Source organism: Streptomyces sp. NPDC048353, assembly GCF_055587165.1.
Map to the genome: position 1 here is coordinate 874,778 of NZ_JBVJGU010000001.1, position 22,408 is coordinate 897,185.

19 protein-coding genes are annotated in these 22,408 nt (G+C 73.2%); 12 read left to right on the plus strand and 7 right to left on the minus strand.

The genetic code is table 11. From position 1 onward, the window contains the following. Nucleotides 1-282: 282 nt before the first annotated feature. The 5 genes from ACZ6RC_RS03900 (at nt 283) to ACZ6RC_RS03920 (ending at nt 7,030) form a co-directional block, all read left to right on the plus strand. Entirely contained in the window at nt 283-2,433 is a 2,151-nt protein-coding gene (locus ACZ6RC_RS03900) for a hypothetical protein (protein WP_469579106.1), read from the plus strand. Nucleotides 2,434-2,458: 25 nt separating this feature from the next. Then, the gene (pelF, locus tag ACZ6RC_RS03905) at nt 2,459-3,979 is read left to right on the plus strand and encodes a GT4 family glycosyltransferase PelF (RefSeq protein ID WP_391140822.1); all 1,521 of its coding nucleotides are present in this window, start codon (nt 2,459-2,461) and stop codon (nt 3,977-3,979) included. Further along, nucleotides 3,976-5,493 carry a hypothetical protein gene (locus ACZ6RC_RS03910; protein ID WP_469579108.1) on the plus strand — a complete coding sequence of 506 codons (1,518 nt, stop codon included), beginning with the start codon at nt 3,976-3,978 and terminating at the stop codon, nt 5,491-5,493. Before pelF ends, ACZ6RC_RS03910 begins: the two co-directional genes overlap by 4 nt. A 113-nt stretch (nt 5,494-5,606) precedes the next feature. After that, on the plus strand, nt 5,607-6,236 hold the full coding sequence (locus ACZ6RC_RS03915; protein WP_391140820.1) for a spherulation-specific family 4 protein: 630 nt from the start codon (nt 5,607-5,609) through the stop codon (nt 6,234-6,236). After that, on the plus strand, nt 6,233-7,030 hold the full coding sequence (locus ACZ6RC_RS03920) for an endo alpha-1,4 polygalactosaminidase (protein WP_469579110.1): 798 nt from the start codon (nt 6,233-6,235) through the stop codon (nt 7,028-7,030). The genes ACZ6RC_RS03915 and ACZ6RC_RS03920 overlap by 4 nt, the downstream gene beginning before the upstream one ends. A gap of 45 nt (nt 7,031-7,075) precedes the next feature. On the opposite strand, the gene cobS is transcribed toward ACZ6RC_RS03920, so the two are convergent. Continuing rightward, the gene (gene cobS / locus ACZ6RC_RS03925; protein WP_469579112.1) at nt 7,076-7,846 is read right to left on the minus strand and encodes an adenosylcobinamide-GDP ribazoletransferase; all 771 of its coding nucleotides are present in this window, start codon (nt 7,844-7,846) and stop codon (nt 7,076-7,078) included. Between the two features lie 76 nt (nt 7,847-7,922). Between cobS and ACZ6RC_RS03930 the strand changes: the two genes are divergently transcribed. Continuing rightward, nucleotides 7,923-8,690, plus strand: a complete 768-nt coding sequence (locus ACZ6RC_RS03930) for a hypothetical protein (RefSeq protein WP_391140817.1) — start codon at nt 7,923-7,925, stop codon at nt 8,688-8,690. On the opposite strand, the gene ACZ6RC_RS03935 is transcribed toward ACZ6RC_RS03930, so the two are convergent. The 4 genes from ACZ6RC_RS03935 to ACZ6RC_RS03950 all read right to left on the minus strand — a co-directional run bounded on the left by ACZ6RC_RS03935 (nt 8,630) and on the right by ACZ6RC_RS03950 (nt 13,527). Continuing rightward, nucleotides 8,630-9,340, minus strand: coding sequence for a hypothetical protein (locus tag ACZ6RC_RS03935; protein WP_469579114.1), 711 nt, complete (start codon nt 9,338-9,340; stop codon nt 8,630-8,632). The two genes, ACZ6RC_RS03930 and ACZ6RC_RS03935, sit on opposite strands and share 61 nt — an antisense overlap. After that, entirely contained in the window at nt 9,337-11,097 is a 1,761-nt protein-coding gene (locus ACZ6RC_RS03940; protein WP_469579116.1) for a phosphatidylglycerol lysyltransferase domain-containing protein, read from the minus strand. The genes ACZ6RC_RS03935 and ACZ6RC_RS03940 overlap by 4 nt, the downstream gene beginning before the upstream one ends. Before the next feature lie 97 nt (nt 11,098-11,194). Next, a complete protein-coding gene (gene cobT / locus ACZ6RC_RS03945; RefSeq protein ID WP_391140814.1) occupies nt 11,195-12,283 on the minus strand; it encodes a nicotinate-nucleotide--dimethylbenzimidazole phosphoribosyltransferase in 1,089 nt (362 codons plus the stop codon). A 44-nt stretch (nt 12,284-12,327) separates the two neighbouring features. Then, nucleotides 12,328-13,527: a bifunctional adenosylcobinamide kinase/adenosylcobinamide-phosphate guanylyltransferase gene (locus ACZ6RC_RS03950; RefSeq protein ID WP_391140813.1), complete on the minus strand. Its 1,200-nt coding sequence runs from the start codon at nt 13,525-13,527 to the stop codon at nt 12,328-12,330. A gap of 90 nt (nt 13,528-13,617) precedes the next feature. On the opposite strand from ACZ6RC_RS03950, the gene ACZ6RC_RS03955 reads away from it, so the two are divergent. Continuing rightward, entirely contained in the window at nt 13,618-13,824 is a 207-nt protein-coding gene (locus tag ACZ6RC_RS03955; RefSeq protein WP_391140812.1) for a hypothetical protein, read from the plus strand. Nucleotides 13,825-14,056: 232 nt separating this feature from the next. Here the strand turns inward: ACZ6RC_RS03955 and ACZ6RC_RS03960 are convergent, their stop codons facing one another. Both ACZ6RC_RS03960 and ACZ6RC_RS03965 read right to left on the minus strand, forming a co-directional pair. Further along, the gene (locus tag ACZ6RC_RS03960) at nt 14,057-14,779 is read right to left on the minus strand and encodes a class I SAM-dependent methyltransferase (RefSeq protein ID WP_469579436.1); all 723 of its coding nucleotides are present in this window, start codon (nt 14,777-14,779) and stop codon (nt 14,057-14,059) included. A gap of 89 nt (nt 14,780-14,868) precedes the next feature. Further along, nucleotides 14,869-15,465 (minus strand): DUF3043 domain-containing protein, encoded by a 597-nt coding sequence (locus tag ACZ6RC_RS03965; RefSeq protein WP_391140811.1) that lies wholly within the window; start codon nt 15,463-15,465, stop codon nt 14,869-14,871. A 272-nt stretch (nt 15,466-15,737) separates the two neighbouring features. On the opposite strand from ACZ6RC_RS03965, the gene ACZ6RC_RS03970 reads away from it, so the two are divergent. The 5 genes from ACZ6RC_RS03970 to ACZ6RC_RS03990 all read left to right on the plus strand — a co-directional run bounded on the left by ACZ6RC_RS03970 (nt 15,738) and on the right by ACZ6RC_RS03990 (nt 22,352). Then, the gene (locus tag ACZ6RC_RS03970; protein ID WP_391140810.1) at nt 15,738-16,535 is read left to right on the plus strand and encodes a PspA/IM30 family protein; all 798 of its coding nucleotides are present in this window, start codon (nt 15,738-15,740) and stop codon (nt 16,533-16,535) included. 47 nt (nt 16,536-16,582) lie between these two features. After that, complete coding sequence (gene pspAA, locus ACZ6RC_RS03975) at nt 16,583-16,861, plus strand: PspA-associated protein PspAA (RefSeq protein ID WP_391140809.1); 279 nt, start codon at nt 16,583-16,585, stop codon at nt 16,859-16,861. Between the two features lie 214 nt (nt 16,862-17,075). Further along, nucleotides 17,076-18,341, plus strand: a complete 1,266-nt coding sequence (locus ACZ6RC_RS03980) for a sensor histidine kinase (RefSeq protein ID WP_391140808.1) — start codon at nt 17,076-17,078, stop codon at nt 18,339-18,341. Beyond that, complete coding sequence (locus ACZ6RC_RS03985; RefSeq protein ID WP_391140807.1) at nt 18,338-19,030, plus strand: response regulator; 693 nt, start codon at nt 18,338-18,340, stop codon at nt 19,028-19,030. The genes ACZ6RC_RS03980 and ACZ6RC_RS03985 overlap by 4 nt, the downstream gene beginning before the upstream one ends. A 166-nt stretch (nt 19,031-19,196) precedes the next feature. Then, nucleotides 19,197-22,352 carry an efflux RND transporter permease subunit gene (locus ACZ6RC_RS03990; RefSeq protein WP_469579120.1) on the plus strand — a complete coding sequence of 1,052 codons (3,156 nt, stop codon included), beginning with the start codon at nt 19,197-19,199 and terminating at the stop codon, nt 22,350-22,352. Nucleotides 22,353-22,408: the final 56 nt, after the last annotated feature.

Genomic DNA, 22,408 nt, shown 5'->3' on the forward strand with positions numbered 1-22,408 from the left:
CTCGCTTCCATTGAGTCCTGTGGCGGTCGAGGGATGGGCCGACCGTGCCCGCCGCATCGTATTTCGGCCCAGACGGCGCCGTGAACGAGCCTACGCTCGCCGTCCGTGTTCGCTCACGGCGACGGTGATTCACTCATCCGTGGTGTCTCTTTCACGTTTACCGCGCAGAGTCGGAACGCTCGTCCACACTCGCCTCATTCACGCAAGCGCGGCACCCGCGTCTTCGCATCATCTCCACAGGCCCCCCGGTTCGGGCGACCTGCCGAGGGGGGACACGACTCGATGGAATACGACCGAATCCGCACGCCGGGACCCGACCCGCTCCACACGCCGGGAGCGCCGGGAATCCGCGGAACCGGCGCCGCCGGGGCCCGGACGCCCGGAGCCGCCCGCTCCGGTCGCCGGGGCCGTACGGCGGGCGCCCTGCTCGCCGCCGCCCTGCTCGCCACGGTCCTCCCGTCGGCCACGGCGAGCGCCGCCGCCCCGCCGGCCCCGCGGATAGACCTCACCGTCCTGGTGCTCGACGACGGCGGCAGCGCGGTGGAGGCCATCACCTCCGAACTGCGCTCCACCGGCGTGCCCTACCGCAGGATCGACCTGAACGACCCCGGCCGGCCGGTCATCACGGCCGCCTTCCTCAGCGACCCCACGGACAGCGCCACCGGCCGCCCCCGCGCCAAGTTCCAGGGCGTGGTCGCCCCGCACGAAGCCGCCTTCGGCCCCGACTCCGCCGAACAGGCCGCCCTCGTCGCGTACGAGAAGAGCTACGGCATCCCGCAGGTCGACGCCTACACCTGGGCCCACCCCGGCGTCGGCCTCGACTACACCAACGACCACGGCTTCTCCGGCCCCCTCGACGGCACCACCGCCTCCGTCACCGCCGCCGGCAAGGCGGGCCCCTTCAAACACCTCGACGGGCCGCTCACCTTCGAGGACAACGACCCCACGCTCTCCGAGAGCCACGGCTACGCCGGCCGCCCCCGCGCGGGCTACACCAGCTACCTCGACATGCCCGTCGAGGACGGCGCCCGCGCCAGCCTGATCGGCGAATACGCCCACGACGGCCGCCGCGAACTGGTCGTCACCTTCGCCTACAACCAGTACCAGCGGCAGTTCCGGGCGCTCGCCCGCGGCATCGTCGAATGGCTCACCCAGGGCGTCCACCTCGGCCAGAGCCGCAACTACTTCTCGGTCCACGTCGACGACGTCTTCGCCCCCGACGCCCGCTGGGACACCGCCCGCAACTGCACCCCCGGCGACTTCGACTGCGTCGGCGGCGACGGCGAGGGCGAGAACCCGATCCGGATGACCGCCGACGACGCCCGCCACGCCGCCGCCTGGCAGAAGTCCGCCGGCTTCACCCTCGACATGGTCTACAACGGCGGCCAGGGCGAGCAGTGGAAGACCGAGCACGCCGGCAGCGACCCGCTCGCCGACCGGCTGATCGCCGACCGCGCCCAGTACCGCTGGGTGAACCACACCTACACCCACCCCTTCCTCGGCTGCGTCCAGGACAACACCACCGTCCCCTGGCAGTGCGCCAGGAACACCGCCGGCACCACCCTGTGGACGAGCCGGAGCGAGATCTCCGCACAGATCCGGAACAACCACACCTGGGCCGTCGGCAAGGGCATCGCGGTCGACCGGAGCGAACTCGTCACCGGCGAGCACTCCGGCCTCAAGACCCTGCCGCAGCAGAACGCCGACAACCCCCACCTCGCCGGCGCCCTCGCCGACAACGGCGTCACCTGGCTGGCCAGCGACAACTCCCGGGAGCCCGCCCAGCGCCCCGTCGGCGCGGCCAGGACCGTCCCCCGCCACCCCATGAACGTGTACTACAACGTGGGCACGGCAGCCGAGATGGCCGACGAGTACAACTGGATCTACACCTCGCGCGCCGACGGCGGCAGCGGGATCTGCGAGACCAACCCGGCCTCCACCTGCCTGCCCGGCCCGCTCGACACCGCCACCGGGTACGCCTCCCACATCGTCCCGCAGGAAGCCCGCATCGCGCTCTCCCACATCGTGGCGAACGACCCGCGCCCGCACTACGTCCACCAGTCCAACCTCGCCGAGGAGCGGCTGCTCTACCCCGTCCTCGACCGGGTCCTCGCCGACTACCGCGGCCTCTTCGCGGACAGCGCCCCGCTGGTCAACCCGCGCCAGCGCGACGTCGGCACCGAGCTGAGCCGCCGGGCCGCCTGGGACCAGGCCCTCGCCGCCGGAATGGTCACCGCCTACCGCGTCGGCGCGACCGTCACGGTCAAGGCCCCGTCCGGAGTGAACGCCCCGATCACCGCCCCCGAGGGCACCCGCAAGCGCCTCCTCCTCGGCACGACGCCCTTCGGGACGGCGTACGCCGGCAGCCGCTCGGCCTGGACCACCCCCGAGCTGCTGCAGACCGCGATCACACTTACGCTCCCGTCCGCCTGACCAGCACGTTCTGGGGGGAACGCACATGCCGAGCAGTGGCCGTCACGTCACCATGCTCACCGAAGGCACCTATCCGCACGTCCACGGGGGAGTGAGCACCTGGTGCGACCAGCTCGTCCGGGGCATGCCCGAGGTCGACTTCGCCGTCCTCGCGCTCACCGGCAGCGGACGCGAACCGGTCACCTGGGAGCTGCCGCCCAACCTCTACCGCCACACCTCGTTCCCCCTGTGGGGGGCCGCCCCGGGGCCGGCTCACGGCCGGCCCCCGCGGGGGCGTGCGGGCCGCCGCTTCCTGGAGACGTACGAACGCTTCCTGCTGTCGGTCCTCGACCCCGGCGCCGGCCACGACTTCGGCGAGGGCCTCTACGCCCTGGCCGGACTCGCCCGGCGCGGGCAGCTCACCGCCGCCCTGCGCTCCGAGCGGGTGCTGCGCGCGCTGATGCGGATCTGGACCCTGCCGCACCTGCCGACCGCCGCCGCCCGCCCCACCGTGCACGACGCGCTGACCGCCACCGACCTGCTGGAGCACGCCCTCCGGCCGCTCGCCGCCCGGATAGCCGACGGCAGCGTCGCGCACGCCGTCTCCAGCGGACTCGCCACGCTGCCGGCCCTCGCCGCCCAGCACTTCGAAGGAGCGCCCTTCCTGCTCACCGAACACGGCATCTACCTGCGCGAGCGTTACCTCGGCTACCGCACCGAAGCCCAACGCTGGCCGGTCAAGGCCCTGATGCTCGGCTTCTACCGCGAGCTCAACTCGCTCGGCTACCGCAAGGCCGACCTCATCACCCCCTGCAACCAGTACAACCGGCGCTGGGAGGAGCGCGGCGGCGCCCCCGCCGACCGCATCCGGACCGTCTACAACGGCGTCGACCCGGCCGCCTTCCCCTACGCCGGCCCCGAGCCCGAGGTCCCCACGCTCAGCTGGGCGGGCCGGGTCGACCCCATCAAGGACCTGGAGACGCTGATCCGGGCGTACGCGATCACCCGCGCCGAACTCCCGGAACTGCGCCTGCGGTTGTTCGGCCCGGTCCCGGCCGGAGGCGAGGACTACCGCACCCGCCTGGAGAAGCTCGCCGCCGAACTCGGCGTGACCGACGGGATCACCTTCGAGGGCCGGGTCTCGGACGTGGCCGGCGCGTACGCGGCGGGCAGCGTCGTGATGCTCTCCTCAATCAGCGAGGGGTTCCCCTTCTCGCTGATCGAGGCGATGTCCTGCGGCCGGGCGACGGTGTCGACGGACGTGGGCGGGGTGCGGGAGGCGGTCGGCGACACCGGCCTCGTCGTCCCGCCGCGCGAGCCCGCGGTGATGGCCGCGGCCGTCACCGAACTGCTGCGCGACGGCGCGCGGCGGGCGGAGCTGGGACGCCGGGCACGCCAGCGGGTCGTGGACCGCTTCACCCTGCACCGCTCCGTCGACGGCTTCCGGCAGATCTACCTCGAACTCGCCGGACAGCCCGTCAGCCCGCTCCCCGACCCGGGAGACTGGACCGTCCGCCTCACCGACCCCTGGCGGCAGGACCTCGTCGGGGGAGGCTCGCTGTCATGAGCGGTTCCCTCTGGCTGACGAACGGCACGATGCGGGACACCCTTCCGGTGATACCCCGTCAGCGGCCGTACGGCTCCCTGGCCACCGACGCGCCCGACGGAGGCACCGCCGAGCCCGCGGGCGGCGACCCGGGGGCGCCGGACCCGGCGCCCGACCACGCGGCCTGCGTCCGCACGGACACCGGCCGCCCGGTCGGCACCGAGCGGATCGCCGCCGACCCGCTCGACGAACTCGCCCACCGCCTGGACGCGTTGGCGGCCGCCGCCGTCCACCCCGACGAGATAGCCGCCATACTCGAATCCGACGGCATGACCGACGACCACATCCGTCTCACCTACGGCCGCGCCGACTCCTTCACCCTCGCCGAGGACCTCTACGCCCGCGTCGAACGGCGCCACCCCGCCCCCGAGGCCCCGCCCGCCGCACCCTGGCACACCGGTCTCGCCGGCTGCCTCCTGCGCGGGCTGGTCTTCGCCCTGCCCGGCCTCGCCTACGTCCTCGGGGCGCCGTTCCTGGCCGGACCGCGCGGCCCCTACGGCCTCCCCGCCGGAACGATCCCGCTGCTCGCCGGAGCCGTCACCGGCTGGGTGTGGAACCAGGCGCTGGCGCACCGCGCGTACTCCTGGCTCGGCCTCGGCGACCGGCGGGCCGCCGCCCGCGCGCTGCTCCTCGGCGCACCGGCGGGCGCCCTCGCCGGCACGGCCGTCGCCTGCGCGGCCGCCGGGCCGGGGGAGTGGCACGCCGCCCTGTTCGCCGCCGGCCAGGCGTGCTACCTCGCCGCCGCGACCGTCCTGCTCGTCCTCGGCCGCGAACGCGCCCTGCTCTGCGCGCTGCTGCCGCTGACCGGAGCCCTCCCCGCCTTCCGGTACGACCTGCCGGACGCGCTGCGCACCGGGCTGCTGCTCGCCGCGCTCACCGCGAGCGTCGTCTTCGCCGCGCTCGTCCTACGGCCCGGCGCCCGGCCGGGCGCACGCGGCACCGCGGGCCCCCGGATCACGGCCTCCCTGCCGTACGGCCTCTTCGGCCTCGGCACCGGTCTGCTCGTGCTGTGGACGGCGGACCCGGCGGCCGTCGTCGCGCTGACCCTCTCCATGGGGCCGGCGGAGTGGCTGCTGCACCGCTTCCGCAGCGCCGGCGCGGCACGGCTCAAGGCCCTCACCACCGCCCGGGAGTTCCGCCGCGCCACGGCCCGCGTCCTCGCCCGCTGCCTCGGCGGCTACCTCGCCGTCCTCCTCGCCCTCACCGTCACCTGCGCCCTGCTCCGGCCCGAGGCCCCCGCACCGGGCGCCGCCCGGCTCCTCGCGCTGCTCCTCGTCGGCGTCGTGCTCTGGCTGGGGCTGCTGCTCCAGGCCTTCGGCGCGGTCCGCGGCGCCGCCGCGGTATGCCTGCTCGCGGCGGGGGCACAGATTCTGGTACCGGCCGAGGGACGCCCCGCGATCGTCGCGGGAGCGGCGGCCGTCCTCGCGGTCCTGACCTGTGCTCTGCTCATACGACCCACCGCCCACCGCGTCTAGGGCGTGTTTCGGAAGTAGCGTCGTCCGCCCGCAGCCAGACGGGACCTTCGACACACGCCCTCCGGGGGGCGCGGCGAACCCGGCACGATCGATGACGCCCCCTGGAGAGCGCCTTGGACCGCCCTGTGACCTGCTCCCTTCTGGTCCCCTTCTACGAACACCCGGCCGACCGCCCGGACGCCTGGGCCTCGGTGATCGAGGCGGCGCCGTCGCTCTACGGCGTCGTACTCAACCCCGCCGACGGCGCCGGCGAGGCCCCCGACCCGGCGTTCGCCGCCGTCGCCGGGCGGCTCCGAGACGCCGGGGTGCGGGTGCTCGGCTACACCGACACCGCCTACGGCCGCCGCCCGCACGGCGAGGTCGTCGCCGAACTCCTGCGCCACCGCGACTGGTACGGCGCCGACGGGGCCTTCCTCGACCAGGTGCCGACCGACCCGGAGGGCCTGGCCCACTACGGCCGCCTCGGCGTCGCCGCGCGGGCCGCCGGGGCCCGGACGCTGGTCCTCAACCACGGCGCCCACCCCGACCGGGGCTACGCCGACATCGCCGACCTGCTGGTCACCTTCGAGGGCCCCTGGGACCTCTACCGCACGCTCGACCTGCCCGTCGCCGACCACTACTGCCACCTCGTCTACGCCGCCCCGCCGGACGCCCTGCCGACGACCCGCGTGCACTGCGCGGTCCCAGGCGCCGGAGCCCACCCGTGGGGCACGCTCCCGCACCCCCTGCGGGCGGCGCGGTGAGGCGCCCGCTCCTGCTCCTCGCCGCCCTGCTGCTCCTGGTGACGGCCTGTACGAGCGCACGGGACGACACCGGTCCGGACGACGGCCGCCCGTCCGCCCGCTGGCAGCCGAAGCCCGGCGTCGCCTGGCAGTGGCAGCTCAGCGGCCGCCTCGACCCGTCCGTGGACGTCCCCGTCTACGACATCGACGGCTTCGACCACCCGGCGGCCACGGTGGCGGATCTGCACGCGCGCGGCCGGAAGGTGATCTGCTACCTCTCCACCGGCGCCTGGGAGGAGTTCCGGCCCGACGCGTCGAAGTTCCCCGCCTCCCTGCTCGGCGAGGGCAACGGCTGGCAGGGCGAGCGCTGGCTCGACATCCGCCGCACGGACCTCCTCGGCCCCCTCATGGCCGAACGCCTCGACATGTGCCGCGCGAAGGGCTTCGACGCGGTCGAACCCGACAACATGGACGGCTACCGGAACCGCACCGGCTTCCCCCTCACCGCCGCCGACCAGCTCCGCTACAACCGCCTCATCGCCGGACTGGCCCACGACCGGGGCCTGTCGGTGGGCCTGAAGAACGACCTGGACCAGATCCCCGAACTGCTCCCGGATTTCGACTTCGCGGTCAACGAACAGTGCGCGCAGTACGACGAGTGCGACCGGCTGACCCCGTTCGTGAAGGCGGGCAAGGCGGTCTTCCACGTCGAATACGAACTCGACACCCCCGCCTTCTGCCCCCGGGCCCGCACCCTCGGCCTCAGCTCGATGCGCAAGGAGTACGACCTGGGGGTGTGGCGCAAACCCTGCTGACGACGCGTCCGGTACGGCTCGTCCGGTACGGCTCGTCCGGCCCGGTCAGTGGGGGCCGAGCGTCAGCCCCACCAGCGCCACCGTCGCCGCGGTCTCCTCCACCGCCCCGAACACGTCCCCGGTCACCCCTCCGAACCTCCGTACGCACCGCCGCAGCAGCCAGGCCGCCGCCGCCAGCGCCGCCCCCGCCGCGAGGACGTGACGGAGGGCGTCGTACGGCGAGAACAGGGCACCGGAGGCCACGCAGGCCAGCAGCACCAGGGCGGTGAGCAGCGTGACCGGGCGGGGCGGGACGGTGGAGGCGACCATCGCGCCCAGCCCCTCCGGGCGGGCCGCCGGTATGCCGGTGCGGGAGGCGTGGGTGAGGGCGAGGCGGGCGACGGTCGCGGCGAGGGCGGCGGCCACCGTGCCGTACGCCCAGCCCTCCTCGTACAGCCGGTACAAGGCCGCGACCTGGGCGAACAGGACGAAGAGCAGGGTGATCACACCGAACGGGCCGATGTCCGACTGCTTCATGATCCGCAGCGCGTCCTCGGCCGGCTTCGCGCTGCCCAACCCGTCCGCCGTGTCCGCGAGCCCGTCCAGGTGCAGGCCGCGGGTCATCACCGCGGGCACCGCCGCCGTGACCACGGCCGCGAGCAGCGGGCCCGAGCCGAGCAGCAGGAGCGCACCGCCGAGCGCGGCGGAGAAGAGGCCGACGACGAGGCCGGCGAGCGGGGCCCAGAGCATGCCGGCGCGCGCCGTGTCCCGGTCCCAGCGGGTGATGCGGGTGGGGAGCACGGTGAGGGTGCCGAAGGCGAAACGCAGGCCGTCCATCCGGGCAGGGTAAGCCAGAGCCCGGCAGTATAAGTTCCGCAGTACGGGCATATCGCGCATACCGGAAGCAGGTGGCATGGGTCACTGGTTCTACCGCAACTTCGTCGAGCCAGGGAAGCTCCCGCTGCTCATCGCCCTGTTCTCGTTCGTGGTGACCTTCCTGGTCACGCGGATGATCGTGCGCATGATCCGGGCGGGGAAGGGCCCGTTCGGCAATGTGCAGTCCGCGGGCGGGCTGCACATCCACCATGTCGTGCCCGGGGTCGTCCTCACCGTCGTCGGCGGCTTCGGCGCGGTCGCCAGCGGCCGGGAGGGGGTCACCGCCTGTGTCTTCGCCGCGGTCTTCGGGATCGGCGCGGGACTCGTCCTGGACGAGTTCGCGCTCATCCTCCACCTCGACGACGTCTACTGGAGCGACCAGGGCCGCAAGAGCGTCGAGGTCGTCGTCCTCACGGCCGCCCTGGTCATGCTGGTCCTCGGCGGCTTCTCGCCGTTCGGCGTCAACGAACTCACCCCCGGCGAACGCCAGAACCGGGCCGCCTTCATCCTCACCCTGCTGGGGAACTTCCTCTTCGTCCTGGTCGCGCTGGTGAAGGGGAAGTTCCGGCTGGCGGTGCTCGGGACCCTGGTGCCGTTCGTCGCGGTCGTCGGGGCGATCCGCCTGGCCCGCCCCGGCTCCTGGTGGTCCCGCCACTTCTACCGCCGGCGGCACCGGGCCCGGGCCCGCTCCCGGCTGCGCACCTACCGCCACGACCGGCGCTGGGACAAGGTGCGGCGCAAGGCTCAGGATCTGATCGGCGGTTTCCAGGAGCGGGTCCCGGGGCGGGGCTCCGACCCGTCCTGACGGCCCTCCCGCCAGGCGGCGCACGCGACGAGCACGAGGACGGCCGCGATCGCCGCCAGGTGCTCCTTGCCCGCGAGATTGTTCTTGACCAGCACCTCCACCACCATGGCGACGACCACGAGCGCCCCGGTCCACCAGGCGCGGTAGCGCCAGCAGACGAAGACGGCGAGCCCGACCACGGCCGCCGACGGGCCGGTGTCGACGACCCGCGCGTCGGAGGCCGGCAGCCCCAGCGGGGAGTCCGGGCCGAGGGCGATGCCGATCCGCGCGTACAGCGTCCCGGCCAGCGTGGCGGTGTAGGCGAGGACGAGCGTCCGCCACCGCCCCAGACAGATCTCGGCGATCCCGAAGACCAACAGGATCTGCGCCAGGGCCCCCCACACCGGCAGGTCGAGCGCCGGGACGAAGAGCGAGAAGGGGGTACGGAGCAGGGCGAGCCCCAGCGGGTCCTCGGCCCGCACCGAACCGATGTCCTGCACCGGCTGATAGCCCCAGCCCTGGTTCTGCACCAGCTGGAACAGGGCCGTGAGGCACACGGCGGCCAGGGTCATCGGGACGGCCCGCCACCCCTTCGCGGCGAGCGCCGTCCGTACGGTGGTGAAGAGGGGCCCCCACTCGCGGCGGGCGAAGCCCTTGAGACCGGGGCTCACCGTCTGCCCTCCAGATGGGTGCGGTGGAGCCACTTCGGCAGGCCGGGGGCCTCCAGGAACCCCTCGGCGCGGCCCGCGGCGAGGCCGATGCGCAGCAGATCGGCGCTCTTCTCGAAGAGCATGAAGCGGGGCTCCCAGATCGGTCGGTACTTGGCGTTGGCGCGGTACAGCGACTCGATCTGCCACCAGCGGGAGAAGAAGCTGAGCAGCGAACGCCACATCCGCAGCACGGGTCCCGCCCCGAGCCTCGAGCCACGTTCGAAGACGGAACGGAACATCGCGAAGTTCAGCGAGACCTGGGTGATCCCGATCTCCCCGGAGCGCTGGAGGAGTTCGATGACCATGAACTCCATCAGGCCGTTCTCGGCGTCCCGGTCGCGGCGCATCAGGTCCAGCGAGAGGCCCTCGGGGCCCCACGGCACGAAGGAGAGCACCGCCCGCAGCTCTCCGGCGCCGTCGGTGCACTCGAGCATCACGCACCGGCCGTCGCGCGGATCGCCGAGCCGGCCGAGCGCCATCGAGAAGCCCCGCTCGGTGGCGCCGTCGCGCCAGTCGTCGGCCTTGCGGAGCAGCTCGTCCATCTCGTCGGCCGGGATGTCCTCGTGGCGCCGGATCCGGACCTCGTACCCGGCCCGCTTGACCCGGTTGAAGGCCTGCCGCACGGTCCGCATGGCCCGGCCGTCCAGGGTGAACTCGGCGGTGTCCACGATCGCCTCGTCGCCCAGCTCCAGCGCGTCCAGGCCGTGCCGGGCGTAGATGGTGCCGGCCTCCTCGCTCGCGCCCATGACGGCCGGGATCCAGCCGTGCTCGCGGGCCTCGGCCAGCCACGGCTCGATGGCGCCGGGCCAGGCCTCCGGGTCGCCGATCGGGTCGCCCGAGGCGAGCGAGACCCCGCCGACGACCCGGTAGACGACGGCGGCCTTCGCGCTGGGCGACCAGACGACGCTCTTCTCGCGGCGCAGCGCGAAGTAGCCGAGCGAGTCGCGGTCGCCGTTCCGGTCGAGCAGGGCGCGCAGCCTGTCCTCGTCGGCCTCGGTGAGCGGATCGACGGCGCGGCGCGAACGGAAGGCGGCGAAGAGCACGGCGAACAGCAGCAGCGTGGACAGGACGTTGATGGTGACGTCGACCCAGCCGGGCGGAGCGATCCCCTCGAAGCGGGAGTCGTCGGAGGCCAGCGTGACGAGCCGCATCACGCCGTACCGCCAGCGCTCCAGGAAGCTGGAGCCGGCGGACGAGGTGTCGGTGACGGTGACCAGGACCGCGGCCAGCAGCGAGGTCACCAGGAGCCCGCCGACCGCCACGACGGCGGCAAGCAGCGGGTTGGACCGGTCGCCCTTGGCGTAGAACTCCTTGCGGCCGAGCAGCAGCGCGAGGACGAAGGCGGCGGTCAGGGCCAGCGAGACCCAGTTCTGCGCGTGCCGCCGGATCTCCGGGAAGAGCATCGCGAGGGCGAAGAGCAGCAGGAAGAGGCCGCTGAGCACGGTGTTGAGGATCCAGGCGGCCCGTTTGCGGCGGCGCATGGTGATCGCCAGGAAGAGCGTGAAGGCGCCCGAGGCGAAGCCCGCCGTCAGCAGGTACGGCGTGAAGTAGTCGTCCGTGTTGTGCCGGCGGAGGTCCTGGCCGAGCGAGACCCAGACGGCGCTCAGGAAGTTGACGAACGTGACGGCGCGCAGATACCAGACGGCGAACGCGGCAGCGCGCCGCGATCGGGCGGTTCCCCCGGGCGCTCCTTCGATGGACAAACGGACCTCTCCCATGAAAAGCGATCATATGGGGCATCGCTCGTCATGGTCGGTCGCCGGACGCGGCCGTCCGCGCGTGGCGGACGGCCGCGTCCGGTGTCGTGATCGGCCGTCAGTTCCCGTCGTCCGCGGCGAACTCCGCGGGCTGGTCCGGAATGGTCGGTTCCGGCTGCTCGGGCAGCTCGGCGGCCAGTGCGGCCGCTGCCTGGACGAGGGGAAGAGCGAGCAACGCCCCGGTTCCCTCGCCCACAGTGACGCCGTGGTCGAGCAGAGGGTTGAGCGCCATCCGGTCCAGCGCCTTGGCCTGCGCCGGCTCCCCGCTCACCTGCCCCGCGAGCCACCAGTCAGGAGCCCGGAACGCCGCCCGCTGCGCCACCAGCGCACAGGCCGCGCCCACCACACCGTCCAGGATCACCGGCATTCGCCGCACCGCGCTCTGCAGCAGGAATCCGGTCATCGCCGCCAGGTCCGCACCGCCCACCGCGGCCAGCAGCTCCACCTGGTCGCCCAGGACCGGCCGCGCCCGCCGCAGCGAGTCCCGCACCGCCGCGCACTTGCGCATCCACGCCAGATCGTCGATGCCCGCGCCGCCCCGGCCGGTGACCACCGAGGCGTCCGTACCGCACAGCGCCGCGATCAGCGTGGCCGCGGGGGTCGTCCCGCCCACGCTCAGATCCCCGAGGACCACCAGGTCCGTGCCCGAGTCGGCCTCCTCGTCGGCGATCGCGACACCCAGCGCGACGGCCGCGGCCGCCTCCTCGGAGGTCAGCGCGTTCTCGACGTCGGTCCGGCCGCTGCCGCGCCGCACCCGATGCCGCACCACCTCGGCCGGCAGCAGCTCCGGGTCGCAGTCAAGCGCCGCGTCCACCACCCGCACCGGCACGCCGGCCCGGCGGGCCAGCACCGCCACCGGGCTCGCACCGTCGAGCACCGCGCGCACCAGCTCGTACGCGGTCCCGGCCGGACGGCCCGACACCCCGAGCGAGGCCACCCCGTGATCGCCCGCGAAGAGCACCACCCGCGGCTGCTCGATCGCCCGCACCGTCACCGAACCCTGCGCCGCCGACAGCCACTCGCCCAGCTCGTCGAGCCGGCCGAGCGCGCCGGGAGGCACGATCAGCCGCTCCCTGCGCTCCTCGGCGTCACGCCGTATCCCCCCGTCGGGGCGCTCGATCAGATCGGAGAAGTCGTCCAGGTTCAAGGCTCTTCCTCGTGACGTCGGCGGTGGCCATCGGTGATCGCACCCTACCCGCGCAGCACCAGGGCCTGTCCCGCGACGACGAGGAGCACCTGCTCGCACTCGTCCGCGACGGCGGCGTTCAACCGGCCCAGCTCGTCCCGGAACCGGCGCCCCGACGCTGTCGCCGGCACGACGCCCGAGCCGACCTCGTTGGTCACGGCCACGACCGTACGGGAGGTCGCCCGCACCGCCGCCACCAGTGCGTCGATCCCCTCGCGCAGCTCCCGCTGCCCGCCGCGCGCCCACCGCTCGTCGTCCCACGCCCCCGACCGGTCCATGGCGTCCGTCAGCCACAGCGACAGACAGTCGACCAGCAGCGGAGGACCGTCCGCCGCCAGGAGAGGTACGAGATCGCAGGTCTCCGCCGTCCGCCAGGTGCCCGGCCGCCGCTCCCGGTGCAGGTTCACCCGCTGCGCCCACTCCGGGTCGCCCTCCCGCCTCCCGCCGGTCGCCACGTACAGCACGTCGGGGAACGACTCCAGACGCCGCTCCGCCTCGACCGACTTGCCCGAGCGGGCCCCGCCGGTCACCAGCGTGCGGCGCGGCACCTCGGGCAGCGGGTGGTACTCGCCGACGTACAGCGTCGTCCCGTCCGCCACCGCCCGCGCCCCGGCCGCGGCGAGCCGCCGGTCCAGCTCCGCGCCCTGGGGCACGTCGTGGTCCAGGTGTACGGCGACGACCTCGGTACGCGCCGCCACCGCCCCGGTCGCCCGCAGCCGGGCCAGCGCGTCGGGCCGGCCGACGACGTCCGCGATGACGATGTCGTACGGCGATCCGTGGTCCGGCAGGCCGGCGGGGGCGCCGCCGGGCGGCAGGTAGAGCAGCCGCTCGCCGTCGAGGGAGGTCACCTCGTACCCCGTGCCGGGGGAGTCCATCGGCACGGCCCGCACCCGGTGCCCGCTGATGAGCGTCAACTCCCGTCCGTCCGGCACCCTCCCCGCGGCGGGCAGCCCGGCCGGCACCTCCACGGCCGGCCCGTCGTGCGGATGCGTCAGCAGCACCTGCCGTACGCCGACCAGCGAGTGCCCGGACCGGGCGGCGGCCAGCGCGGCCCCCGGCGTCAAGTCGAGCAGCAGCGCCCCGTCCACGAGCAGCGCGGTGGCCGCCCGCGCCAGCGGGCCTCGGGCGGTCGCGCACACGGCGCAGGGGCAGTCGGGGCGGGGCAGCCCGAGGGGGGCGCCGGTGCCGAGCAGAGTCAGTTCCACCCCTTGATCCTCCCGCGTCACCCCGAAGGGTGCGCGCCCGGCTACGCTGCGGGCAGGAAACCGATCATCCGGTGAGCCCAGGAGGCGGACATGGCATGGACGTGGCGGTTCGAGAAGTCCGACGGCACGGAGGTCCAGCCGGCGGTGGCGCCGGAGGAGTTCACGACCCAGGGGGACGCCGAATCCTGGATCGGTGAGTTCTGGAAGGACCTCCTGGAGGGCGGCGCGGACCAGGTCACCCTCTCCGAGGACGGCACGAAGATCTACGGCCCGATGCCCCTGAACGCGGAGGGCTAAGGCGCCCGGCAAAGGGGGTGCGGTGGCGAAGGCCCCGCACCCCTGACGGGCCGGGGCCGTACGAGAGCCCCTGCGGGCCGGGGCCGTACGAGAGCCCTTGACGGGCCGGGGCCGTACGGGAACCACCGGCCCCCAGCCCCGGCGGCTCGCGGCGGGGCCTAGCCTCGAAGGCCGGTGCCCCGCCCGGCTCGCGCCCGGGGCCCGCGGCGGGGCATTGGCGCCGGAGGCCGCTCTAGCCCCGGACCCCGCACAGGTGCAGCAGCGCCGCGACGCGGCGGTAGGGGTCCGTGCGGCCCGCCCGGTCCTCCGCGGTGAGGAGGCGGTCCAGCTCCTCCGCGGCCGGCAGGCCCACGTCGCCGGGCACGCCGTCGGTGAAGACCCGCACGCCGTACCAGGCGTGCAGCGGCGCCGCGATCCCGGCGAGCGTCGACGTCAGCGCGTCGAGCCGGTCGGCGCGCACCTTCAGCCCGTTGTCGTCCGTGTAGACGTCCGTCTCGAAACCGGACAGCGCGCCCGCCCAGTCCCCGGCCAGCCCAGGCCGCATGGCCAGCGCCTCGGCGTTCCGTACGACCAGGGACAACAGGCCCCCGGGCGCCAGCATCCGGGCCAGGCCCGCGAGGAGCGCGTCCGGTTCGTCCGCGTACATCAGCACGCCGTGGCAGAGCACGACGTCGAAGCTGCCCGGCAGGAAGTGCACCCCGGTCTCGCGGCCGTCGCCCTCGATCAGCCGGACCCGCTCACGGATCCCGGCCGGCTCGGTCGCCAGCGCCTCACGGGCCGCCTTGAGCAGCTCCGGATCGGCCTCCAGGCCGGTCACGGTGTGTCCGGCCCTGGCCATACGCAGTGCCTGGGCGCCCTGTCCCATGCCCGCGTCGAGGATCCGCAGCCGCTGCCCCACGGGGTAGCGGCTGGCTATCTGCTCGTCCAGCTGGCGCGCGATCAGCTCCTGCCGCACGGTCTCGCGCAGACCCCCGTGGCCGAGCGGCCACGGGGAGACGACGGGCAGCAGCGTGCTGCCCACGGCGGAGCCGGAGCCTTCGCCGCTCAGGGCCGCTCTCCGCGCTTGACCTGCGGCTTCGGCAGCCGCAGTCGGCGCATCTGGAGCGTGCGCATCAGGCCGTACGCCACCGCGCCGCGCTTGGGCTCGTTCGGGAAGCGCTCGTTCAGCTGCTTCTTCAACCGCAGCCAGATGCCGATCGAGTCGATGACGATCATCACGATCACACCGAGCCAGAGCAGCAGGGAGATGTTCTGCAGCGACGGGATCCGGATCATCGACAGGACGAGGATCACCACGGCCATCGGGAGGAAGAACTCCGCGATGGCGAAGCGCGAGTCGACGAAGTCGCGCACGAAGCGGCGGACCGGACCCTTGTCTCGGACCGGCAGATAGCGCTCGTCACCGCTGGCCAGCGCCTCGCGCTGACGAGCCAGGTCGGAGCGGCGGGCTTCGCGCTGGCGCTTGGCGGCCTCCTTGCGGTCGGTCGGCACCGTCGCGGCACGACGGCGCTGGGTCTGCGCGTCGCTCCGCTTCGGAGTCGGGCGGCCCTTGGGGGCCTGCGGGTCGCGGGGCTGCGTGGAGAGGTCCGCCGTCACCTGATCGGTGGGGGCCTTCTCTTCCTTGGAACGGCTACGGAACACAAAACCCAAGGGTACGTGGTGGGAAGCATGGACCCCAGCCCCGCCGGGAACGATCCGCTAACAGCCCGCGTCTGTGGAGGTACGTACGGACGACATGCGCGGGTCTCCCCTGAGATCCGTCTACTCCCTGGGCTGGAGGAGACCCGCCCGCAGTCGTCCTTGGGGAGGAGCACATCCGGCCCCGAACAGTGCGGTAATGGAGACAGGGACCGTACTGTGGATCCTGTTGGAGTGCTTGAGCCGAGTCCGTCAGAAGGGGGCGCGCGAAGCCCATGAGCGGTGTCATGAAGCGTATGGGGATGATCTTCCGCGCGAAGGCAAACAAGGCCCTTGACCGGGCCGAGGATCCGCGCGAGACCCTCGATTACTCCTACCAGAAGCAGCTGGAGCTGCTGCAGAAGGTCCGCCGGGGTGTCGCCGATGTGGCGACCTCCCGCAAGCGCCTCGAACTGCAGCTGAACCAGCTCCAGGGCCAGTCCGCCAAGCTGGAGGACCAGGGCCGCAAGGCGCTGGCGCTCGGCCGCGAGGACCTGGCCCGCGAGGCGCTGTCCCGGCGGGCGGCGCTCCAGCAGCAGGTGAGCGACCTCGAGGTGCAGCACCAGACGCTGCAGGGCGAGGAGGAGAAGCTCACGCTGGCCGCGCAGCGGCTGCAGGCGAAGGTCGACGCCTTCCGCACGAAGAAGGAGACCATCAAGGCGACCTACACGGCGGCGCAGGCGCAGACCCGGATCGCCGAGTCGTTCTCCGGCATCTCGGAGGAGATGAGCGACGTCGGCGTGGCGATCCAGCGCGCCGAGGACAAGACCGCCCAGCTCCAGGCCCGGGCCGGCGCGATCGACGAGCTGCTCGCCTCCGGCGCGCTCGACGACCAGTCGGGACTGGCGAAGGACGACATCCAGGCGGAGCTGGACCGGCTGTCCGGCGGCACGGACGTCGAGCTGGAGCTCCAGCGCATGAAGGCGGAGCTCGCGGGAGGCCCCTCGGCCTCGAAGCAGGCCATCGAGGGCGGCGCCGGCGCGGCCGCCCCGCAGGACCAGCAGCAGTCGCACCCCCGCTTCGACAAGCAGTGACGAGTCGGGACCGACCGAGCCCCTCGAGCCCTTAAGGATGGCGCGTCATGATCGTACGGATCATGGGGGAGGGCCAGTGGCGACTGGCCGACAGCCACTTCGCCGAGCTGAACAAGCTCGACGACGAGCTGATGGCCGAGATGGAGTCGGGTGACGGTGCCGGCTTCCGCCGCACCCTCTCCGCTCTCCTCGACGCGGTGCGCACCCTCGGCGAGCCCCTCGCCGACGAGGCGCTGGAGCCGTCGGAGCTGATCCTGCCGTCTCCGGACGCGACCCTCGAAGAGGTGCGCGAGATGCTCTCCGACGACGGCCTGATCCCGGGCTGAGCGCGGACGGACGCGTGTACGGACCGGTCCCGCCCGGTCCGTACGGGACGGGCGGCCCGGCCCTGGCCGGACTCACGGACGGTCCAGCCTCGGCCCTTCGCCCGGACGCGTCCCGGTCCGCACCCGGACCTGCTCGCACCCCGACACCCTCCGGTGCCCCGTCCCGCCCAGGGGCGGGGCACCGGTGCGTCTCCACCCCGTACCGTTGCCCGATGTGACCTCCCTCGACAGCGGCTTCTCGCGCGGCCGGCGCCGACTGCGGGCGCGCCTTGCCCCCGGCTTCGTCCGGGGGCACCCGCACCTGGCCTCGCTCGCCTTCGACGCCGGCCTCGCCCTCGCCGTACTGGTCTGCATGGTCGTCGGCTCCCTGGCCGACCCGCACGGCAGCCCCAACGGCCCCACCTTCGGCGACCGCACCCCCGACACCACCAGCGTCCTGATCATGGTCCTCGGCGCCGCCGCCCTGGTCCTGCGCCGCCGCGCCCCCCTCCCCGTGCTGGCCTTCACCAGCGCCGTCACCCTCGTCGAACTGGTCACCGACGACACTCCGGCCCCCGTCGCCATGTCCGCCGTCGTAGCGCTCTTCACCGTCGCCGCCCGGACCGACCGTCCCACCACCTGGCGCGTCGGCCTCGCCACCATGGCCGCACTGACCTGCGCCGCCATGCTCTTCGGGCCGACGCCCTGGTACGCCCAGGAGAACCTGGGCCTCTTCGCCTGGACCGGCATGGCCGCCGCGGCCGGGGACGCCGTCCGCAGCCGGCGCGCCTTCGTCGACGCCATCCGCGAGCGCGCCGAACGCGCGGAGCGGACCCGGGAGGAGGAGGCCGGGCGCCGGGTCGCCGAGGAACGCCTCCGGATCGCCCGCGACCTCCACGACGTCGTCGCCCACCACATCGCGCTGGTCAACGTCCAGGCCGGGGTCGCCGCCCACGTCATGGACCGACGGCCCGACCAGGCCAAGGAAGCGCTCGCCCACGTCCGTGACGCCAGCCGCTCCGCCCTCAACGAACTGCGCGCCACCGTCGGCCTGCTCCGCCAGTCCGGCGACCCGGAGGCCCCCACCGAGCCCGCCCCGGGTCTGGCCGTCCTCGACGAACTCCTCGACACCTTCCGGCACGCCGGCCTGCCGGTCGAGCTGGCCAGGACCGACGACGGCGACGCCCTCCCCTCGGCCGTCGACCTCGCCGCGTACCGCATCATCCAGGAGGCCCTGACCAACGTGCGCAAGCACGCGGGCCCGGACGCCAAGGCCGAGGTGAGCGTCGTGCGCGTCGGACGGACCGTCGAGGTCACCGTCCTCGACAACGGCACGCCCCAGCCCGCGGCCGCCGCGGACACCGGCGGCCACGGCCTGCTCGGCATGCGGGAGCGGGTCATCGCCCTCGGCGGCACCCTGACCGCGGCACCCCGCTACGGCGGCGGGTTCCGCGTCCAGGCGATACTGCCCACCACGGCCCGTACGGGGGAGGACACATGACGATCCGGGTGCTGCTCGCCGACGACCAGGCCCTGCTCCGCAGCGCGTTCCGGGTGCTGGTGGACTCCGAGCCGGACATGGAGGTCGTGGGGGAGGCCGCCGACGGCGCCGCGGCCGTCGCCCTCGCGCGCTCCGAGCGGGCGGACGTCGTCCTGATGGACATCCGGATGCCCGGCACGGACGGCCTCGCCGCCACCCGCCTGATCACCGCCGACCCGGAACTCTCCGCCGTACGGATCGTCATGCTGACCACCTTCGAGGTGGACGAGTACGTCGTACGGTCGCTGCGCGCCGGCGCCTCCGGCTTCCTCGGCAAGGGGGCCGAGCCGGAAGAGCTCCTCAACGCGATCCGGATCGCCGCCGCCGGCGAGGCCCTGCTCTCGCCCGTCGCGACCAAGGGGCTGATCGCCCGGTTCCTCGCGCAGGGCGGGAGCGCGGGCCCGGAGGACGGCGAGGAGCCGGCCTCGCACGCCGAGCGGCTGGGCGCCCTGACCACCCGCGAGCGCGAGGTGCTCGTCCAGGTCGCCGGCGGCCACTCCAACGACGAGATCGCCGAACGCCTCGACGTCAGCCCCCTCACGGTCAAGACGCATGTCAACCGGACCATGGCCAAACTCGGCGCCCGCGACCGGGCCCAGCTGGTGGTCACGGCGTACGAGTCGGGCCTGGTACGTCCAAGGGTGGAGTGAGGGAGTACCCCGGCGTACTCCAGGCGCGGTATGCGCGGCATAAGGATCTGGCCCCCGGGGGCGAGGATCCGGCGGCTCTCATGGCCGATCGTATAAGCGGGCCTCCCTCAAGGCCCGTCGGCCGTCACGCACCGAACCGCCGAGCACGCCACAGAAGAGAGACCCCATGTCCTGGCTGTCCAGATTCAGCCTCGCGCAACGGGCCCTGATAGGGCTGATGTCCATCGTCGCGATCGTCTTCGGGGCGATCGCGATACCGCAGCTGAAGCAGCAGCTGCTGCCCTCGATCGAACTGCCGATGGTCTCGGTCCTGGCCCCGTACCAGGGCGCCTCCCCCGACGTGGTCGAGAAGCAGGTCGTCGAACCGCTCGAGAGCTCCCTCAAGGCGGTCGACGGCGTCACGGGCATCACGTCCACCGCCTCCGAGGGCAACGCCGTCATCATGGCGACCTTCGACTACGGCGACGAGGGCACCAAGCAGCTCGTCGCCGACGTCCAGCAGGCCGTGAACCGGGCGCGCGTGGCGCTGCCCGACGGTGTGGACCCGCAGGTCGTCGCCGGTTCCACCGACGACATCCCGACCGTCGTGCTCGCCGTCACCTCCGACAAGGACCAGCAGGCGCTCGCCGACCAGCTGGACCGGACCGTCGTCCCCGCCCTCGAGGACATCGACGGCGTCGGCCAGGTCTCCGTCGACGGCGTCCAGGACCTGCAGGTCTCGGTCACCCCCGACACCGCCAAGCTCGCCGCAGCCGGACTCGACGCCGGCAAGCTCGTCGAGGCCATCCGCTCGGGCGGCGGCACGGTCCCGGCCGGCTCGTTCGCCGAGGACGGCAAGAGCCGTACGGTCCAGGTCGGCGGCGGCTTCACCTCGCTGCAGCAGCTCCAGGACCTGCGCGTCAAGCCCGCGAAGGGCAAGGCCGTGCGCCTCGCCGACGTGGCCGAGGTGAAGCAGGAGGAGGCGACCCGCGCCTCCATCACCCGCACCAACGGCAAGCCGAGCCTCGCCGTGATGGCCACCATGGACAACGACGGCAGCGCCGTCGCCATCTCCGACGCCGTCAAGGAGAAGCTGCCCGACCTGCGCAAGGACCTCGGCGCGGGCGCCGAGCTGACCGTCGTCTCCGACCAGGGCCCCGCCGTCTCCAAGTCGATCTCCGGTCTGACCACGGAGGGCGCGCTCGGCCTCGTCATGGCCGTTCTGGTGATCCTGGTCTTCCTCGCCTCGATCCGTTCCACCCTGGTCACCGCGGTCTCCATCCCGCTCTCGGTCGTCCTCGCCCTGATCGTGCTGTGGACCCGTGACCTCTCGCTCAACATGCTGACCCTGGGCGCCCTCACCATCGCCATCGGCCGGGTCGTCGACGACTCGATCGTGGTGCTGGAGAACATCAAGCGGCACCTCGGCTACGGCGAGGAGCGCGAGGCGGCGATCATCACCGCGGTCCGCGAGGTCGCGGGCGCGGTGACCTCCTCCACGCTCACCACGGTCGCGGTCTTCCTGCCGATCGGTCTGGTCGGCGGCATGGTCGGCGAGCTCTTCGGCTCCTTCAGCCTGACGGTCACCGCGGCCCTGCTGGCCTCGCTCCTGGTCTCGCTGACGGTGGTCCCGGTCCTCTCGTTCTGGTTCCTGCGCGCCCCCAAGGGCACGTCGGAGGACCCGGACGAGGCCCGGCGCCTCGCGGAGGAGAAGGAGAGCAGGAGCCGGCTCCAGCGCCTGTACGTCCCGGTCCTGCGGTTCGCGACCCGGCGCCGCCTCACCAGCGTGGCGATCGCGATCGTCGTGCTGCTCGGCACCTTCGGCATGGCCCCGCTCCTGAAGACGAACTTCTTCGACCAGGGCGAGCAGGAGGTCATGAGCATCAAGCAGGAGCTGGCTCCGGGCACCAGCCTCGCGGCGGCCGACGAGGCCGCGAAGAAGGTCGAGCAGGTCGTCGCCTCCACAGACGGGGTGAAGGACTACCAGGTCACCGTCGGCTCCTCGGGCTTCATGGCCGCCTTCGGCGGTGGCACGGGCGCCAACCAGGCCTCGTACCAGCTGACGCTGGAGGACTCGGCGTCGTACGAGAAGACCCGGGACGCGATCGACGCGGCGCTGGCGAAGCTCGACGGCATCGGCGACACCACGATCGCGGCCGGCGACGGCTTCGGCAGCCAGGACCTGAGCGTGGTCGTCAAGGCCGCCGACGCGGACACCCTGAAGAAGGCCTCCGAGGCCGTCAAGGCCGAGGTCGCCACGCTCGACGACGTCACCGACGTCCAGAGCGACCTGTCGCAGTCGGTGCCGCGGATCTCGGTCAAGGCCAACGCCAAGGCGGCGGAGCTCGGCTTCGACGACACCACCCTCGGCATGGCCGTCGCGCAGGCGGTCCGGGGCACCCCGGCGGGCAAGGCGATCCTGAACGACACCGAGCGGGACATCGTCCTGACCTCGGCGAAGCCGGCCACCACGATGGCGAGCCTGAAGGCCCTGCCGCTCGGGCCGGTCAAGCTCGGCGACATCGCCGACGTGAAGCTCGTCCCCGGTCCGGTCGCGATGACCCGGATCGACGGGGCGCGCGCCGCGACGATCACGGCCAAGCCGGTCGGTGACAACACCGGTGCGGTGAGCCTCGACCTCCAGACGAAGATCGACGCGCTCGACCTGCCGGAGGGTGCGACCGCCTCCATCGGTGGTCTCTCCGAGGACCAGTCCGACGCGCAGACCAACCTGGCCCTGGCCATGCTCGCGGCGATCGCGATCGTCTTCATGCTCCTGGTCGCGACCTTCCGGTCGCTGATCCAGCCGCTGATCCTGCTGGTCTCCATCCCGTTCGCGGCGACCGGCGCGATCGGTCTGCTGGTGGTCACCGGCACCGCGATGGGCGTCCCGGCGATGATCGGCATGCTGATGCTGATCGGCATCGTGGTCACCAACGCGATCGTCCTGATCGACCTGATCAACCAGTACCGCGCCCAGGGCCTGGGCGTCGTCGAGGCGGTCGTCGAGGGCGGCCGGCACCGGCTGCGCCCCATCCTGATGACGGCCCTGGCGACGATCTTCGCGCTGCTGCCGATGGCGCTCGGCATCACGGGCGAGGGCGGCTTTATCGCCCAGCCGCTCGCGGTGGTCGTGATCGGCGGTTTGATCACCTCGACGCTGCTGACCCTGCTGCTCGTCCCGACGCTCTACGCGATGGTCGAACTCCGCAAGGAGCGCCGCGCGAAGAAGAAGGTGGCGAAGAAGGCGAAGCGGGAGGGCTCCTCGGGCGACCCCGAGCAGCCCGACGTGACCCCCGGCGACGCGACCCTGCTGGACGCGCTGGACCGGCTGGACATCTGACGCCGTGCGGTACGGGACGTCCTGACGCTCCCGGCCCCGGCGGAAAGAGGCCCGGC

Coding starts and splice junctions, on each gene's coding strand:
- ACZ6RC_RS03900 (WP_469579106.1), top strand. CDS start 283: ATGGAATACGACCGAATCCGCACGCCGGGACCCGACCCGCTCCACACG.
- pelF (WP_391140822.1), top strand. CDS start 2,459: ATGCCGAGCAGTGGCCGTCACGTCACCATGCTCACCGAAGGCACCTAT.
- ACZ6RC_RS03910 (WP_469579108.1), top strand. CDS start 3,976: ATGAGCGGTTCCCTCTGGCTGACGAACGGCACGATGCGGGACACCCTT.
- cobS (WP_469579112.1), bottom strand. CDS start 7,846: ATGGACGGCCTGCGTTTCGCCTTCGGCACCCTCACCGTGCTCCCCACC.
- ACZ6RC_RS03930 (WP_391140817.1), top strand. CDS start 7,923: ATGGGTCACTGGTTCTACCGCAACTTCGTCGAGCCAGGGAAGCTCCCG.
- ACZ6RC_RS03940 (WP_469579116.1), bottom strand. CDS start 11,097: ATGGGAGAGGTCCGTTTGTCCATCGAAGGAGCGCCCGGGGGAACCGCC.
- ACZ6RC_RS03955 (WP_391140812.1), top strand. CDS start 13,618: ATGGCATGGACGTGGCGGTTCGAGAAGTCCGACGGCACGGAGGTCCAG.
- ACZ6RC_RS03970 (WP_391140810.1), top strand. CDS start 15,738: ATGAGCGGTGTCATGAAGCGTATGGGGATGATCTTCCGCGCGAAGGCA.
- pspAA (WP_391140809.1), top strand. CDS start 16,583: ATGATCGTACGGATCATGGGGGAGGGCCAGTGGCGACTGGCCGACAGC.
- ACZ6RC_RS03985 (WP_391140807.1), top strand. CDS start 18,338: ATGACGATCCGGGTGCTGCTCGCCGACGACCAGGCCCTGCTCCGCAGC.
- ACZ6RC_RS03990 (WP_469579120.1), top strand. CDS start 19,197: ATGTCCTGGCTGTCCAGATTCAGCCTCGCGCAACGGGCCCTGATAGGG.